This window comes from Myxococcaceae bacterium, from assembly GCA_016000045.1.
Classification (GTDB): Bacteria; Myxococcota; UBA727; order UBA727; family JABDBI01; genus AER2-1.
This window is the reverse complement of the sequence record JAECQY010000002.1, coordinates 22,731-39,342: the sequence shown is the minus strand read 5'-3', so window position 1 is coordinate 39,342 and position 16,612 is coordinate 22,731. Positions and strand designations below refer to the sequence as shown.

The 16,612-nt window shown below is 46.0% G+C and carries 12 protein-coding genes and 1 tRNA gene; 9 read left to right on the top strand and 4 right to left on the bottom strand.

The annotated features are described in order from the left end of the window. Window positions 1-5: 5 nt before the first annotated feature. The 3 genes from I8H75_01400 to I8H75_01390 all read right to left on the bottom strand — a co-directional run bounded on the left by I8H75_01400 (window position 6) and on the right by I8H75_01390 (window position 4,797). On the bottom strand, window positions 6-3,899 hold the full coding sequence (locus tag I8H75_01400) for a tetratricopeptide repeat protein (GenBank protein ID MBH2005996.1): 3,894 nt from the start codon (window positions 3,897-3,899) through the stop codon (window positions 6-8). Between the two features lie 73 nt (window positions 3,900-3,972). Then, window positions 3,973-4,049, bottom strand: a tRNA-Arg gene (locus I8H75_01395). Between the two features lie 61 nt (window positions 4,050-4,110). Further along, a complete protein-coding gene (locus tag I8H75_01390; protein ID MBH2005995.1) occupies window positions 4,111-4,797 on the bottom strand; it encodes a CYTH domain-containing protein in 687 nt (228 codons plus the stop codon). A 115-nt stretch (window positions 4,798-4,912) separates the two neighbouring features. Between I8H75_01390 and I8H75_01385 the strand changes: the two genes are divergently transcribed. The 9 genes from I8H75_01385 to I8H75_01345 all read left to right on the top strand — a co-directional run bounded on the left by I8H75_01385 (window position 4,913) and on the right by I8H75_01345 (window position 15,636). Beyond that, entirely contained in the window at window positions 4,913-6,508 is a 1,596-nt protein-coding gene (locus I8H75_01385) for a hypothetical protein (GenBank protein MBH2005994.1), read from the top strand. 48 nt (window positions 6,509-6,556) lie between these two features. Then, window positions 6,557-6,994: a type II 3-dehydroquinate dehydratase gene (aroQ, locus tag I8H75_01380; GenBank protein MBH2005993.1), complete on the top strand. Its 438-nt coding sequence runs from the start codon at window positions 6,557-6,559 to the stop codon at window positions 6,992-6,994. 69 nt (window positions 6,995-7,063) lie between these two features. After that, window positions 7,064-8,824: an ABC transporter ATP-binding protein gene (locus tag I8H75_01375; protein MBH2005992.1), complete on the top strand. Its 1,761-nt coding sequence runs from the start codon at window positions 7,064-7,066 to the stop codon at window positions 8,822-8,824. 81 nt (window positions 8,825-8,905) lie between these two features. After that, on the top strand, window positions 8,906-9,559 hold the full coding sequence (gmk, locus tag I8H75_01370) for a guanylate kinase (GenBank protein ID MBH2005991.1): 654 nt from the start codon (window positions 8,906-8,908) through the stop codon (window positions 9,557-9,559). Window positions 9,560-9,564: 5 nt separating this feature from the next. Further along, a complete protein-coding gene (locus I8H75_01365; protein ID MBH2005990.1) occupies window positions 9,565-11,040 on the top strand; it encodes an ABC transporter substrate-binding protein in 1,476 nt (491 codons plus the stop codon). Next, window positions 11,018-11,953 (top strand): ABC transporter permease, encoded by a 936-nt coding sequence (locus tag I8H75_01360; protein MBH2005989.1) that lies wholly within the window; start codon window positions 11,018-11,020, stop codon window positions 11,951-11,953. Before I8H75_01365 ends, I8H75_01360 begins: the two co-directional genes overlap by 23 nt. After that, window positions 11,950-12,723: an ABC transporter permease gene (locus tag I8H75_01355; protein MBH2005988.1), complete on the top strand. Its 774-nt coding sequence runs from the start codon at window positions 11,950-11,952 to the stop codon at window positions 12,721-12,723. The genes I8H75_01360 and I8H75_01355 overlap by 4 nt, the downstream gene beginning before the upstream one ends. After that, window positions 12,713-14,314 (top strand): excinuclease ABC subunit UvrC, encoded by a 1,602-nt coding sequence (uvrC, locus tag I8H75_01350; protein ID MBH2005987.1) that lies wholly within the window; start codon window positions 12,713-12,715, stop codon window positions 14,312-14,314. The genes I8H75_01355 and uvrC overlap by 11 nt, the downstream gene beginning before the upstream one ends. Before the next feature lie 77 nt (window positions 14,315-14,391). Continuing rightward, a complete protein-coding gene (locus I8H75_01345) occupies window positions 14,392-15,636 on the top strand; it encodes a dicarboxylate/amino acid:cation symporter (protein MBH2005986.1) in 1,245 nt (414 codons plus the stop codon). Here the strand turns inward: I8H75_01345 and I8H75_01340 are convergent, their stop codons facing one another. Next, complete coding sequence (locus I8H75_01340; protein ID MBH2005985.1) at window positions 15,637-16,581, bottom strand: DUF111 family protein; 945 nt, start codon at window positions 16,579-16,581, stop codon at window positions 15,637-15,639. Window positions 16,582-16,612 lie beyond the last annotated feature (31 nt).

Below are 16,612 nucleotides of genomic sequence, written 5' to 3'. Positions count from 1 at the left end.
CAGACTCATCTGGTGTTACTCGTGAGTCTAAGAGGAGTCGCTAATCCCAATAAAGCAACTTCGGAAGGCCGTTGCAGCTCAATATAATGGTTTGCTTGCTGAATGGCCGTCCCCGTTAGTGGTCCACCAGCATTTACGTATGCAACCCAAATCTCTTCGGCATTCTCTGGTCCAAAGACAAATGCTCCGTTATTAAAGAATCCGTTATTACCTAACTCAAAAACACGTACCCTCCTGTGATGGAGCAAGCCCCAAAGATTAAGCTCAAATTCTCCTGCCCACAAAGGGGCTGCTCGTACACCCAGCATTGCCAGCCGCCAGGTTTCATAGGTATACTCTCCTGCGCTGATCAGTCCGTTGAATAATGCGACGACATCCCTATGTAAATTATGCCATGGGTTTTGCACAATAGCATGAATTTCCCTGAGAAAATCGGCTCTTGTGGTACGCAAAGCATGGAAAGCGCAGTCTCCGTCATCTTCCGTCCACCTTGGAAGAACTGTATGGTTAGCATCGTGAATATTAGCACGATTGATCGCTAAAATTGTTTCACGATTAGCAAATCGTAGTTGTGTTTCTTCAAAATTAGCGGCATCATCACACTCCGATAGGACGACTTCAGCACTTCTTATTAGTGTCTGTTTAGCAGTTTTTTCGGACCTGCTGCGCTCCTCCGTGCCCGTGTACAAGCCGGAGAGATACGGTTCAGGTGGTGTTTCACGCAGCAAATTTACGTTCTTCATGTAAGCGTGACCGGTTCTGCTTAGCCCAGCTACGTGCTGAATTACTACCGTGCTGTTTGCTTTTGGGGCACTCGCATTTTGAGCGAAGGGTATGGAGATTGTTTTTGTTAGCGCAGCTTCTCCTGCAAATACAGACACATTGATATTTAAAAGACCTGCCAAAGCTTCCAACATTCCACCACCATCTCTGAAATAGGTTAAGGGGTTTCGCTGAGTGATAAATTCATCATCTAGAAATGCTTTTATTTGTTCAGCCGTAGGTACAGAATCATCCGGCTGGAAAGAATCCGAAGCAAAGGCTTTTAATGCCATATCTGCAGCAAGCAGATGCTGAACTTTGGGGTTATCGGCATGCTTCTTGATGAGTTCAATACACTGTTCTCGAGTTGCTCCAAGGGCTACAAAGCCGCAATCGTCACCATGCGAACTGAGTGGTATTACCTCATAGCTTTTCCCAGAATGAGGATTTAGATATTTAACAGACCCATTCCATAAATTCTGATGGGCCGGAAGTAAAACCTCAGGCTGAGTGAACACGGGTTCATTCTTGGTTCTGCGCGTAAAAGGATACTCTCGTGCTGTTACTTCCTGCCTCACTTGGTGCGCCTTTTCATAGAATTGCGTAGCGGTAGCTTGTTGACCGAGAGCCATATAGGAATCACCCACGTAGGTATAAAGCTCTCCCATGATGGGTATTTCTAGGGTATCAAAAGCCTTAGTGGCAATTTCAAGCGCTTTGAGGTGAAGTGCTAATGCTTGCTCTGGTTCATCGAGAAACGATCTTAACCATCCCTGCAGGGTGTACAAGGGAATTACTTCTGGAAAGGATTGACTTGAAAAATCTTTGGAAGCTTGTTCTAAAAACTGAGTCAGCTCCTCCCAATTACCTTGATCTTTAGCAAGAAGCGCACTCTCCAACAGTAGGCTTGTATATTCGGTGGCATAGAGTTTTTCAAAATTTAATGCCTCCTTGAATTTTTGAGAAGCTTCCTCATACTGTCCGATCGAGCGATAAAGCTTTCCTAATGCGCTTAATAGGGCTGCTCTCAAAGCAAAATCTTTTTTACCGTCAAGAGTTGAGTAGGCTTGATGAAAAACCTCTAATGCATCGCTTAGTCTACCCATGTCTTGGTATACAAGTCCAATAGCATATCGTGACCATACTACATCTGAATGATTGTTATCCAAGATCTGATTTCGCATTAGCAATGATTTATTCACTTTTTCAAGCGCTAATCTAAGATGCCCTAATTCTCGATGCATGGTTGCCATATTATAGAACGATCGAGCGATATCGACGCTCTGACCATCAGGGTAAAGTTTTAGTCGTTGCTCCAATACTTCTTGAGCTAGCTCTAGGGCTTCTTGTAGTCGTCCCATGGAGTATTTGTTTAATGAAATATTATCTTTTAAAACGCATATAAAAATTTCATCTTTAGTTTTATATATATTTTTATAACAAATTAAAGCCTCTTCGAAATATTTTTTTGATTCACAATATTCATGCAAATCTCTATATATTAATGCAATATTATTAATTAAGTAAGCATAATCCAAAGGCGTTTGTTTAGGATCAAGGCTCTGAGGATTTTCTCGAATACGATCTACCGCCGCCTTGGTTAGGTTGAGCGCCTTTGAATATTCGCCCAATTGGCGGTAAATCCAGCCGATCTCACCACTAACTTGAATAGCCGCCTGTCCGTTATCATAAATTTGAGCGAACACCGAAGCCTCTTCCAATGCTTGCAGACCTGTCTCGTAGTCCTCTGTCACTCGAGCAAGATAACCAACACCATGCAAACAAGAAGCAAGTTGAACTCGATTTTTCTGCCTTGCGACATCCACAGCATCAGTATAGCACTGAAGAGATTTCTTATACTGTTCACGTTCAAAGTACAGCTCTCCAACGTCAGAAAGATAGACGATTACATCGGGGCTATCTAGGGTTCTCGCTATTCTCAGAGACATCTGAAAACAGTAAAGGGCCTTTTCGCCATCTTTAGCGGCCCATTGAAAAGAGCGTCCCAGCTTGCGCAGTAGAAGATGAAACAAACCAGAACCAGATTTCCGCTGTTTTATTGTATTGAAAATATTATTCGTATGTTCGACTAATTCGCCTCGCCTGTTTTCACCTTCGCTAAATCCGATTCCAACCTCAGGGCAGAAGCACTCTAAAGCTGATAGTAGTTTCTTTACAGATTCATTCGGCTTTTTCAGCAACCAGGCGATTGATATGGGTATTTCTCCAAGATTTTTTGGCAAGGAAGGGTCTAAGTGTTGCTTTTGCGATTTCGTTAAATGAGGCTCTCTCAATTTGATTCGTTTAAATCCAGCCTCTTCAAAAGCCTTTTCATATTCTTCCAGAGGATGGTGCATAATTTTGAATGGAGTTGTAAAAGTCTGATCAAAAGGAGGAGTAACTTGCAAATGAGTTGCAAAATAAGAATCTTCCCACTCCAGAATAAGCCGCCCATCATGTTCGCTGCGATACTTGATAGGAAAACAAGGATGTACGATCACGATTGAAGCTGTTGCACCCGGTCTGAGAACCTCATACATGCGACGAATGTTGCCTTTCAGATCTGCAACATCCATCAACACGTAGTTTGACACCACACGGTCTATAGAGTCATCCGGAACAGAAGCCAAATCGTTGCCGCTCTCAACCCGGAAATCAATTTCCTTGAATTGCTCTTTAGGAGAATGTTGTTTAGCTATATTGATGAATTCTTCCGAGATATCAACGGCAATTACACGCCCAGCGCCAGCATGGCACGCCCAGCGAGACATATAGCCGTTTCCACAACCTACATCCAACACGGTCAAATTGGTGAGGTTCCCTAAGAATTCTCGAAGAACTGGATCGGATTGGTAAAAACGATTCAGGTCTCCTTGTCCCTCATGACCTACATAGTCATCCCACTCAGAAGTTCTCGTTCCCTTCCAAACCGTTGCAAATTCTTGATCGGCGGTGGTCTTCGTTTCGCCAGTATGAGGCGGTATCTCAGAAATTTGCTCAGCATCGGTATCATTCACTGCTAGCAAACTGAATGAAAAAAACAAAAATGAACAAAAAAGCTTCATAAACCCACCAAAAAAGAAATTTCGTTTCAATTCGAATGCTAAATCAGCTAACGGTGAAGCACATTGCTGCAACTAGGCCACGGAGTACAGCGACAATTGTTCGATTGCAATTTATTTTTTTTGGGTTGCGATGAGAGACATTGACTGGTGCACCCGAAAGGATTCGAACCTCTGACCCCCAGATTCGTAGTCTGATGCTCTATCCAGCTGAGCTACGGGTGCAACGAGACGAGTCTGTTTTCATGACCTGTCTATTCTGTCAACGGAGGAAAAAGTGAATCCCTCAGATAAGGGCCTCTGCGCGAAGCAAAGCAAAGAATCGCTCGCTTTTGCCTGTTGAAGTTTCAATGGGGATACTGAGGCTGCGCAGAAACTCTTCGACATGAGCTTGAAATCCTGAAAGCGAGATCAAAGCAGGAATTTCAATTTCGAGTTCTCGATCGATTTGCTTTTCTGAGAATCGAGTTTGATCAAGTTCGAAATCAAGCGAATGCCCTTCGTATTCATAAGAAAAATGAGTCCGAAGGTTTGAGAATGAACCTATTTGTTGAATGCTTCGATTCTCTAATTGCTTTTCCAGGCGAGCTAATAGGCAGAGCCGGGTTTGGGCTAGAATCGGACTCCAATCGCGATCCGTAGAACGCATCATTTCCAAGCAACTTGGAGATCCGGACAACAGAGACTGAGCCAGTGGAGGATCGATGGAAACTTCCCACTCATCATGCATAGAAACCTGTTGATTGGGGCTTTGAAGCCCTTGGACAGGGGCTTTGCAAGTGAGAAAAAAAACTTCATTTGATTGTCGAAGTCTTAAGCATAACCCTTTGTTTTTTAATCGAAAATCGACTGTATCAAAGAAGAAATTGATTTGTTCTTCTTGGCAACGAGGGGTTCCTAGAGATTGGAGCAATCGATTGAAATCGGTCTCAGTCGGAATTCGGTATTTGAGTTCGATTTCTTGCTGCAGCATGGCGCAGACTTTATCAGGTTCAAACCTTGATACAATCAGATTTGCTCAAACTTACCGTGTAAAAATTAATACCTTGTAATGCCATATTGATTTTGAGTTCGGTTATTCTAGAAATATGCTTGGATTTTACCGATGGTTGAAGGATGCGAAGCCTCCGCGCGTTGAATCAGAAGACCTTAAAAACGATGCCAAGAAAAACAGTTCCGATTTCTTGCAGTGTGATGACTGGGTCATGGTATCACCTGTTGAAACAAAACCCATTCTGAACATCCAGATTCCTCAGGCCAAAGCAAACGGTGTTGCCCATGTTTTCTCTTCCGAAGCCAATTCCGATCAACTTCGCGCAGCTTTTGGGGAAGACAATCGAGTGAACAGCGAAGGCAGCGTTGCAACGAGTTCTCCAGGAGAAAGCAACTCTGAACGATCCAGCAGTCGTCCAGTTCTTCTCGCGGAGCTATCTCGCGAAGCAAGAGCGAAGCAGTTGCTTGAAGCAAACGCATTAGGCAGAATGGTTCGAAAGAAAACCGTCATGCCATCCGAAATTCAGAAATTTTTGGAAAGCAATTTAGGTGATTTTAAGCGGGATATTTCTGATTTAACATCGATAAGTCGAATGATTGCCCGTGAGATATTGAATCTAGACCACTCTGGAGCACTGAATACGCCAGGAACGAAGCTTCTCTTAGGCAAGTCGTATGCTTTTGCTTCGGAAGCTGCCTTCAAGGCGGGAAAAGCCATGCCGGCGGATGTTCGGAAACAGGAAGCTGTTTCTCTCGAATTGCCATTTGATATGTGGGTTCAAAAAACAGAGGCTGGGATTGAAGTCGAGCTTGTGGGTAAGAAGCTGGGAAGTGGGACCTATAAGACGGTTTTTCAGTCCCGAACTTTAAATATCGATTTAAACAGCGAGAAACACGAAAAATCCATCCATCGTACTGTTTTGGTGAAAGCAAATACTCCGGAAGCAAATCGGGTGATTATTCAAGGTGCAGATATTGTGAAAGCGGCTTTGAGTTCAGATATGAGCGATCCTTCCATTCGAATTGCAGGCATCCTGTCAAAGACCAGCCGAGTTAATAGAAATAAACTCGAAGCGCGCGAAGCGGAATACGTCGGTGAGCTAAAAACTTTTCAGGGATCTCTTTCGGAAAAGCTCGCTGTGATTGGGGATGCCGCTCGAACAATTCAGCGATTTCATGAAAAGGGCATCGTACATCGCGACATCAAACCCCCCAATATTTTAGTGAGTCATGACAAACGCGGGTATACGAATGATTATGATTTAACGAACAGTTTCGGTCAAAGCGAGATAAGGTCCGACTATCCGTACTGGGACGCTTTGTCCCGAGAGGGCATTGTTACTCCGTTTTCAGATGCGTACGGATTCGCACGCACAAGCTTGGAGATGCTGTTTGGGTTTGCTTGGAATGTTCCAGATAGGGTTGTGATGAGCGATCCAAAGTTCGTTCAATGTGCCCCAGAGCTCGCAACCATTCGAGACGCGATTCGAGATGTTGTAGCGGCGAACTCGCAAACAGACTCTTTTTTGTTGGAGCACTCCGATCTGGAGGACCGCTTGAATGATCGAGAGAATCCGAAGATGCAACAAGAAGCGATGGAAGAACTTCATCAAGAGTTTCCAGCTTTTGGCAAACTGTTGGCGGTTCTTGCTGCTTATAGTCCTGATGTGCAAGCTCCCAAAAAGGCATGAGGGCGAAATGCAGTGAAAAGCAAATAGATGTGCTAGATTCTTGCTGTCATGAAAAAAAAAATAAGGGTGATCCAGGGCCCCAATTTGAACCTTTTAGGGACTCGTCAACCGGAACTTTATGGGTCTCAATCGCTTCAGGAGATCCATCGCGCGCTGACGGAAAAGTTTAGCCATCAAGCCGAATTTCTCTTTTTTCAAAGTAACCACGAAGGAGCTTTGATCGACGCAATTCATGACTGCAAGAGCATGGATGGAATCGTGATCAATCCAGGGGCTTATACGCACACTTCTTACGCCATCCGAGATGCTATTGAAGGAATCGGAGTCCCTGCGGTTGAGGTGCATGTGACACAGCTGTACGCACGGGAATCCTTTCGGCATATTTCCTTAATTGCCCCAGTTTGTGTGGGGCAAATATCCGGGTTCGGAACAGCTGGTTACGAACTTGCCATTCGTGGATTGCTGCAGCTCATAGAACGACGGTAGGTACATCAAGTTTTGATCGGATGTGCATTTAGGGTTGTGAAGCAACACGGGCTCCAATAAAGTCCGAACATGACGGTTTTCAGACGCTTTTTTCAATACACAGCCTTCGAACGAGCGCGGATTGTTCGGGCTATCCTCTATTCGGTTGCGAACAAGTTTTTCGATATTCTGCCGGAAATCCTGATTGGTGTGGCCGTTGATGTCGTTGTTAAACGCGATCAATCGTTTTTGGGTTCCATGGGTATCTTGAATCTGCAGCATCAGTTGCTGATTCTAGGAGGAGTCACGCTTTTGATTTGGGGTTTTGAGTCCTTATTTGATTACTTAAAATCCATTGAATGGCGAAACCTGGCTCAAGTTATTCAGCACTCGCTCCGACGAGATGTTTTTGCTCATGCGCAGAAGTTACCCATGAGTTATTTTGAAGAGAAAAATACCGGTTCGCTGCTTTCGATCATGAACGATGACGTCAATCAGTTGGAGCGATTCCTCGATGGAGGCGCAAATTCGATCATTCAAACGGCCGTGAGCACGGTTTTTGTGGCTGTTATTTTCTTTTTTTTGGCTCCTGGCGTCGCGGCAATGGCCTTAATGCCGATTCCTTTGATTCTTGCGGGTGCCTACTATTTTCAAAGGCATTTGGGGCCTTGCTACCTGAATGTAAGGGAGCGAGCAGGCGCTCTTTCGGAGCGTTTGCATAATACTTTATCGGGCGTCGCGGTTGTCAAGAGCTACGCGGCCGAAGAGTATGAGCTGGGCCGTTTAGAAGCCGATAGCGAGGCGTATGCCGAGGCGAATCGGTCCGCGATTGTCTGGAGCTCAGCTTATATTCCGATGGTTCGCATGGCAATTGTGATCGGATTTATCGCCACAATTGTATTCGGTGGGCATTTGGCACTGAGCGGCCAGTTATCGATCGGAGCTTACAGTGTATTGGTTTTTTTAACTCAGCGTCTGTTGTGGCCCTTTACGGATCTTGCCGAGACGACCGATCTCTTTCAACGCGGGATGGCGTCTGCAAAGCGTGCTTTGGATCTGTTAGAAACTCCGATCCCCAAAGACAGTGGGCTCGTTGCCGCAGTGGTTCATGCTCCGATTGCGATTGGCTTTCAAGAGATATCCCTGCAATATCCCAATGGAGTCCATGGTCTAAAAAATCTATCTTTGCAAATCTCAGCTGGCGAAACGGTGGCTCTAGTAGGACCAACCGGCTCTGGAAAGTCCAGTATGATTAAGCTCTTGCTTCGCTTCTACGAGCCAACTTCCGGATCAATTATCTGGGGACAAGAATCTATCAAAACCCTTTCCCTGGAAACTCTCCGTCGATCCATTGGTTTTGTTAGCCAAGATGTCTTTCTTTTTCACGGATCCATTCGCGAAAATATCGCGTATGGCTCTTTCGGTGCGAGTGATCAAGAGATTCGACAAGCCGCAGAGATGGCGGAGGCGCATCATTTCATCGATCAATTACCCCAAGGCTATGACACGATCATTGGCGAACGCGGGCAAAAATTATCCGGTGGGCAACGTCAGCGTATATCCATTGCGCGTGCAATCTTGAAAGACCCGCCTGTGTTTATTTTTGACGAAGCCACTTCGGCGATTGATAACGAAACAGAGGCGGCGATTCAACGTTCCATTCAACAAGTTTCTAAAGGACGAACCACTATTTTAGTGGCGCATCGCCTTTCAACGATTCGTCATTCTCATCGAATTTTAGTGCTTGAAGCGGGGCAGCTCATTCAAACCGGGAGCCATGAACAATTGATCGAAGAGCAGGGGCTGTATCAAAAGCTATGGAAGATTCAAACCGGCATGCTACTTTCTTAAGTTCGGCTTCCTTGAGAATCACCTCAGGCTTGCCTGAGGTGATCCAAGAGTGGATTGCTTCCTCAGAAATACTCCCTTAATATGGGCCAGAACATGGCACGCAATGCATTTCCGGTTGTCCTGAGCGCCCCAAGCGGTACAGGCAAAACTACCTTAGCCCATCTTTTAATAGACAGTATGTCTAACTTGGAAATCAGTGTCAGTCATACCACGCGACCGATGCGTGGGCACGAAGTCGACAAGGTGGATTATCATTTTGTGCAAGATGCTGAGTTCGATGCCATGATCCAGCGCCGTGCTTTCATGGAGTGGGCTTCCGTGTACGGGTACCGCTATGGATCTTCTGCGGAATGGACTCAGGCGAAGCTGGATGCAAAAGTAGATGTCATCTTTGACATTGATGTCCAGGGAGGTTTGCAGATCAAGCAATGTTTTCCCAACTCGATTTTGATTTTTATTCTGCCTCCTTCGATCGATGAACTTGAAAAGCGCCTCCGGGGGCGAGGGACTGAATCCAATGAAAAGATCCAAAAACGCCTAGAAGCTGCTCGGCAAGAGATTCGAGTTGGCCTGACATCCTACGACTACGTGATTAACAATGAAAAATTGGATCGTGCTTTGTTTGACTTAACTTCCATTGTTCGGACTCATCGCTTGCAAGGTTTTGATCGTGATCGCATCCGGTTTAAGTTGCTGGGCGAGCCATCAAATCCTTCCCTGAATTCCTGTTTTTAGGACCTATGCGCTCGATTGCCTGTATTCTGGCTTTTTATATCCTGCTTTCTTGTTCTCGCTTAGCTGATCAAGATGAAAAGCCTCTTCAAATAATCGTTGCGACAGCTCCAGAAAGCCTTGACCCTCGATACGCAAATACGCAAGTGGCGCAGCAGATGAGCAAGCTTCTTTATGCGCCGCTCTTTGAAATGAACGACGAGCTTGAGCCGGTCCCGTATTTAGCAGAATCCGTCAAGCAGTTAAGCCCTACTCGGTATCGTATCAAACTGAAGCCGGGCTTAAAGTTTCACGATCATCGTTCGTTAACAGCCGAAGACATTGTCTCTGTATTTCGAAATCTGGCTCAAACTGAGATCAAAGCTCCGATCAAGGATATTTTGCCACTCTCCGCAGATACGGTCGAATTTGTTCTGGAGAGACCGTATGCTCCGTTCTTAGTGGATTTGTGCGGTCTGGGAATTGTGTCTGCTATAACCGGTTCGGGTTCCGGGCCCTATCGTTTGTTGGAAGCTAATTCTGCAACCGAAACCTGGAAAATGGAATCTTTTTCGGATTGGTGGCAAGGAGAGCCTGCGATTCAGCGCTTAGATTTTCGTGTGGTGCGTGACCCCAACGCACGCCTTCTGGAGCTCATCAAAGGCAAAGCAGATCTGGCTTTAGGCAATGTCAAACCTTTTCAGTTGCCAGCTTTGGCTTCGTATTCAAATCGAATTGAGGTGATTAAAACGCCAGGTTTAGACTATGCTTATTTAGCCATCAACTTGCGCCACCCCGTGCTTGCGGACATTCGGGTTCGACAAGCCATTGCGGAAGCATTGGATATCGATAAAATCCTCCAAGTTAAGTTTCAAAGCTACGCGAAGCGAGCGACAGGTTTGATTCCGGAGGATCATTGGGCCAAGACACCAGGTTTGGTGGTGCCCAAGTACGATCCAAAACACGCTCGGCAAATTCTCAAGGAATCTGGGTATGATTTGCCGATTCGCTTGCGCTACTTAGTGGGGACCGATCGGTTTCGGCAAAGCATTGCTTTGATTTATCGGCAGCAGTTAAAAGAAGTTGGAATTGAGCTCGATCTCCGGATTCAGGAGTGGGGAACGCTCTTTCAAAATATCAAGCAGGGAAATTTTGATCTCTACAGTGCCATTTGGACCCCGGTTGTGGAGCCCAACTTGTACGACTGGGTATTTCACTCATCCAAGATACCTGCAGAGGGAAAAAGTGGAGGCAATCGCGGAGCTTACCGAGATGCTCAAGTAGATTCTTGGATTGAGGAAGCTTCTCAAACTTTTGACAAGAATCGCAGAGCAGAACTCTATGCTCACATTGAAAGTCGTTTAATCCAAACCTTGCCTTATGTGCCTCTGTGGTTCGAAGATCAGATTGTGGTCTTGAGTCAGCGTCTCAAGAATTTTACTCCTTTGCGAACCGGTTCCTTCCTTCCACTGACGAGGGCTTATGTCAAAACTGTTGTCCATTAGCTGGGTTCTATTCGGTGCGACGTTTTTGGTGACGCTGTTGCTGCATGTGATTCCAGGCAATCCTGTGGATTCGATTTTAGGGGAACAAGCCAGCGAGTCCGCTCGGCAAAAACTTTCGTACGATTTGGGGCTAACGAGCCTGGAAGGCCACCCTCTGTCGATTCCAGAGCAGTACATTCTGTTTGTACGGCGCGTGGCAACGAATGAACTCAAAAGTTTTCGCACCCACGAGCCGGTGTTCGACCGAATCAGAGCGCGTTTACCCTACACCTTGATCTTAGCGTTTGCGTCCATGTTGATAGCGCTGACGATGGGGCCCTTTTTGGGCATTCTGGCTGCTTGGCGTAAAGAACGTTGGCCCGATTATGCTATTCGCTTTTTGGCATTGCTGGGCCTTAGTTTGCCAAAGTTTTTCCTGGCTCCGTTGTTGCTCTTGGCTTTTTCAATCTATTGGCCGATCTTCCCGATCAGTGGTGCGAGCGATGGAATGGCTTCATTGCTGCTGCCCGCTTTTAGTTTGGGTTTAACCATGGCAGCGGTTCAAATGCGGTTTACCAGAGCCTCTATTCTAGAGGTTTCCCATCAAGACTATATTCGAACCGCTCGAGCAAAGGGTTTGAGCGAATGGTCGGTGTATTTTAAGCATGCGCTCCGCAATGCCTTGATTCCGATCGTAACGATTGTTGGACTCGAGCTTGGTTCTCTTTTGGCTGGGGCAGTGGTTGTCGAAAAAATATTTGGCTGGCCTGGAATCGGGCTTTTGCTTTTAGAGTCCATCCAACAACTCGATGTTCCGATGGTGCAGGGCACTGTTCTCTTAATCGCATTTTCTTATGTTCTGCTTAATCTTCTGACAGATTGGGTTTATGCTTTAATCGATCCCAGAGTTCGAGTCGCAGAGAGAGAGCCATGAAATCTTGGAGCGATCAAACAATTTTTTATGGATTCACCTTGCTGCTGCTGGCAGTCTTGGGGATGCCAGAACTGATTGGGGATTCGGGTTTAACGCTTGATCTCGATTTGGATTTAGCACCGGGGTATGGGGAAAACGGCTTTTCCGTATTCACATGGCTTATTTTCGGGGCCAGACTTTCCCTCTTCGTTGCGTTGACTGGCACAATGTTGTCTTTGTCGCTGGGGGTATTTTACGGATTGATGGCAGGTTATTGGGGTGGGAAGGTCGATGCAGTCATGATGCGCTTGATCGATGTATTGCAGGCTTTTCCAGGTATTTTGCTGGCACTCTACATTGCAGCTTTGCTAAAACCTGGGATTGCGAATCTGATCTTTGCTTTGTGTGCAACTGGTTGGGTGGGCTACGCTCGGGTTGCTCGAGCACAAGTTTTGACGATTAAAAATCGAGAATTTATCTTAGCGGCCTCTGCTTTAGGGGCCACACACAAACGCATACTTTTTGGCCATATCTTGCCTAACATTTGGGGGCCTCTATGGGTTCAAGCAAGCTTTGGGATTTCATCCCTCATTTTAGCGGAAGCAAGCTTAAGTTTCCTGGGTTTGGGAGTTCCTCCTGGGACTCCTTCTTGGGGAGCTCTTTTGGAACAAGGAGTGACTTATTTGTTGGTTGCTCCGCATTTGGTGATTGCACCTGGCATCTGTATTGCTTCAGCGGTTTTATTGTTTAATTTTTTAGGAGACTGGCTTCGAGATCGCTATGAACATTGACTTTAATTCATATCCCCAAGCACCGGGCGTCTATTTGATGAAAGATGCAAAGGGGAAAATATTCTACGTTGGAAAAGCGATTAACCTTCGTAAACGAATTAAAAGCTACTTCTCTGGGCAGGATACGCGTCGATTTGTCTCGTGGCTGGATCGGATTTTAGATTCCATCGAAGTTATTTTGGTTCGAAACAATACCGAAGCGCTTTTGCTTGAACAGACTTTGATTGCCAAGCATAAGCCTCGCCACAATGTGTTGTTAAAAGATGACAAACGGTTCCTTTCGTTGCGACTTGCTCGTTCTAAGCCCAAGGGGACTTTGGCCGAACAATATCCGAGGCTTGAAATCATTCGAAAAGCCAGGGCCGATAAAGCGCGGTATTTTGGGCCGTATCCTTCTGCGAGCAAATTACGTGAAATGATCTTGCAAATGAACAAGCAGTTTCAACTTCGCACTTGTTCGGATCGGGTCCTTGGAAATCGAACACGTCCTTGCATTCAACATCAGATGGGAAGATGTTTGGCACCTTGTGTCTTGGAAGTACCGGAATACGAATCTGAAATTGAAAACGTGGTTCTTTTTCTAAAAGGGCAAACCCGAGAAATTGAAGAACGCCTGAAACTTCGAATGCTTGAGGCTGCTGGGCAAGAAAACTTTGAACGTGCTGCGCAGATTAGGGATCACATTAAAGCCATTCAAGAGTCCACAGAAAAGCAAGCCGCTTATCGTCTCGCTAAGACAAATTCGGAAGATGTGATTGCCTTTGCGCGCGAAGGAGATCTGTTGGAAGTGGTTCGGATGCCCATTCGAGCAGGCCGAATTTTAGGGGCAGAGCATTATGCATTTTCGGATCAAGAGTTTCCGGATGAACAGGTTTTGACCGACTTTATCACCCAGTTTTACGATAACATACAGGCGGATGATAAGCCGAATGAACTGATTTTACCGATTGATCTGGATATCGAAGAATTGGAACCCTTTGGATTTCTCATCAAACAACCCAAGCGGGGCAAACAAAAAGATCTTTTGCAGATTGCTTACGAGAATGCCAAACACGGTCTTTCGGAAAGGCTGAAACAGGAGGATACGAACCATAAAGCGTTGATGGCCTTGCAGAAAATGATTCGACTCCAAGAGCTTCCACGGGTGATTGAGTGCTTTGATATTTCTCTTTTTCAGGGGACGGATTCGGTGGCTTCTCAAATCTGTTTCGTGGATGGAGTGCCAGAAAAATCGCGGTATCGAAAATACAACATTAAGACGGTTGAAGGAACCGATGATTTCGCCAGTATGCGAGAAGTTCTGAGCCGGCGTCTCAAAAAAGGCGATTTCCCAGATTTGCTCTTGGTAGACGGTGGAAAAGGGCAATTAAGCGTGGCGGTTGCTTTATTGAAAGATCTGGCTTTAAACATCCCTGTCGCTTCGATCGCGAAGGATCCTGAACGGGTATTTTTGCCGAATGTCAAAGAACCGATTTTCTTAAAACACCACACGCCCGAGCGCTATTTGTTGGAGCGGATCCGAGATGAAGCGCATCGCTTTGCGATTACCAGTCATCGAAAACGCCGGGCAAAGCGGATTTTAAACAGTTAAAGCATCGATCCGTCAAAATTGGACTCCTTGAGGAACCTCTTGATAAAAACAGGCAATCCAGGCAAGTTCGGACCCTCATGAGTCGACCTCTCAAAATTATCTTGGGCCTGTGTTCAGGCATTTTTCTTGGATTGATTTGCCATCAATATCCAGGTCCTTGGCTCAATGCTGCGATTGCCTACATTTCACAACCGCTCGGGCAGCTATTCATGCGGCTTATCTTTATGATTGTGGTGCCGTTGGTTTTTTCTTCGTTGATCTTGGGCATCTTTGAACTTCAGGATTTTAAGCAGCTTGGTCGCGTCGGTGTAAAAACACTGATTTATACTGTACTTGCCTCTTTTTCGTCCGTTTTAGTGGGCCTTGCTTTTGTCTCTATCTTTAAACCGGGTGAAGGGCTTGACCCCGAAATGACGAAGCATTTGGGCGCGCTATCCGAGCCGGTTCGAAGTTCGCAACCCGCTACTTTTACCGCTGCCTTAGTTTCTCTGATTCCGAAGAATCCAATCGCGTCTGCGGCCAATGCCTTAGAGGGCGATATGCTCTCTTTGATGATTTTTACGCTTATTTTTGGGGCAGCCCTGTTACTGGTTCGTGGGGACAATAAACGAGACCCTTTGGTTGCTTGCTTAGAAACGGTCCGCGCGGTCTCCATGAAAATAGTTGATTTTGCGATGTCATTGGCTCCCTTGGGTGTTGCGGCACTGATGTTTACGATGACGGCTCAATTTGGTCTTGGCCTGATTGCGAACCTTGGGAAATACACCGCCGTGGTCATCGCAGCCCTTGCATTTCAGCAGTTTATTGTTTTCGGGTTGATTCTGAAATTGCTTGCGCGTAAGTCACCTTGGCAATTTTTCTCTCAAATTAAAGAAGTCATGCTAACGGCATTGTCTACAGCTTCTTCCAACGCCACGTTGCCTACTTCGATTCGTGTGGCTGAAAATAATCTGAAACTGAATCGAAATATTAGCTCCTTTGTCTTGACCATTGGATCGGCTGCCAATCAAAATGGAACGGCTTTGTTTGAGGGGGTAACGGTTCTATTTCTGGCTCAATTGTACGGCATCCATTTGGGTTTAGATGAGCAACTGGTCGTCTTGTTTATGTCCGTGGTTGCAGGCATGGGAACGGCTGGAGTTCCCGGCGGTTCGATTCCGATGATGATGATTGTTTTGCAAACCGTTGGAGTTCCAGCGGAAGGCATTGGGTTGATTTTGGGCGTTGATCGGATTTTGGATATGTGTAGAACCGTTTTAAACGTCAGCGGGGATTTGGTCTGTGCTCAGGTTATCCAGGCGAGCGAATCGAAGAATCAATAACTAGGCTCTGGATTCTCGCCAGGCATCCAAAATATCTGCTCGAACGATTTCTTGAGCTTGTTGAGTGCTTTGGCAGATGCTTCGAAGGTCTTCTGGAAAAGGATCGACTCGTATAATTCGATCGCCAAAAAGAGTTTCGGTGATACGGCAAATTTTCAGTTTTTGCTGAGACCCTAGCGTGACACTGGAGACTCGTTTTTGAAGCTGGTGTTGCTCAATGAGGTGGACTCTGGCTTCGGAGGTATTTCCGACGATAAAAATAGCCTCGAGAATCGTAAACTTATCGGAGGCCTTGGCGACCATGCAAAGAAGGCTTTGAGGAAAATTCGCCTTTTCGTGAACAGTTGCAGTCCAGTATTGTTTGATGCCAATTTGGGACAAACGCTCCAGAAGAGGCTGCAGCGTGGAATGTTCTGAAATAAGCGCTTCGATTTGGATGAGGGGCTCCACCCGAGGCTGCCCATCATCGCTTGCGCGAGAGGAAATGTCCGAATTCTCGCAAAGCAGCACTTGAACCCGCTTATCATCGCTAAGCGCAAAGCGCTTCAAGGTGCTGGAGCCACGGGGTCCAAAATACCCAACGCAGGTTTTTAGAACCGCGAAGGCTAAAATATCGCAACTGGCCTCTTCTTCGGGGTGCTCATAAACAGGAATCCCAACCGAGAGTGCTAAAAGTTCGGGGCTTGCTCCTGCAATGGGTATTCTGCAACAAGACAGGACTTTGGCTCCAGATGCACACAACAGCCTAAAAAACCGATTGATTTCTTCTCGTTCTTGGTCCGAGAGGAGGTAAGAAACATCTTGTAAAAGCTTTTGAGCTTTCAGAGCCAAAGCATCTGAAACCACAGTTTGGCTAAATTCTGGACGAAAGTCCTGATTGAGATTATGGAGAGCGCTGGACAACGACTTTAGCGAGGAGCCTCGGCGGATTTCAAAATGGAGCACGGACCTTGCTCTAGCACTGAGTTGATTTCCG

What these genes read in the sequence shown, in the direction of transcription:
- I8H75_01390 (MBH2005995.1), bottom strand. Translation starts at nt 4,797, where the DNA reads ATGCTGCAGCAAGAAATCGAACTCAAATACCGAATTCCGACTGAGACC.
- I8H75_01385 (MBH2005994.1), top strand. Translation starts at nt 4,913, where the DNA reads ATGCTTGGATTTTACCGATGGTTGAAGGATGCGAAGCCTCCGCGCGTT.
- aroQ (MBH2005993.1), top strand. Translation starts at nt 6,557, where the DNA reads ATGAAAAAAAAAATAAGGGTGATCCAGGGCCCCAATTTGAACCTTTTA.
- I8H75_01375 (MBH2005992.1), top strand. Translation starts at nt 7,064, where the DNA reads ATGACGGTTTTCAGACGCTTTTTTCAATACACAGCCTTCGAACGAGCG.
- gmk (MBH2005991.1), top strand. Translation starts at nt 8,906, where the DNA reads ATGGGCCAGAACATGGCACGCAATGCATTTCCGGTTGTCCTGAGCGCC.
- I8H75_01365 (MBH2005990.1), top strand. Translation starts at nt 9,565, where the DNA reads ATGCGCTCGATTGCCTGTATTCTGGCTTTTTATATCCTGCTTTCTTGT.
- I8H75_01360 (MBH2005989.1), top strand. Translation starts at nt 11,018, where the DNA reads ATGTCAAAACTGTTGTCCATTAGCTGGGTTCTATTCGGTGCGACGTTT.
- I8H75_01355 (MBH2005988.1), top strand. Translation starts at nt 11,950, where the DNA reads ATGAAATCTTGGAGCGATCAAACAATTTTTTATGGATTCACCTTGCTG.
- uvrC (MBH2005987.1), top strand. Translation starts at nt 12,713, where the DNA reads ATGAACATTGACTTTAATTCATATCCCCAAGCACCGGGCGTCTATTTG.
- I8H75_01345 (MBH2005986.1), top strand. Translation starts at nt 14,392, where the DNA reads ATGAGTCGACCTCTCAAAATTATCTTGGGCCTGTGTTCAGGCATTTTT.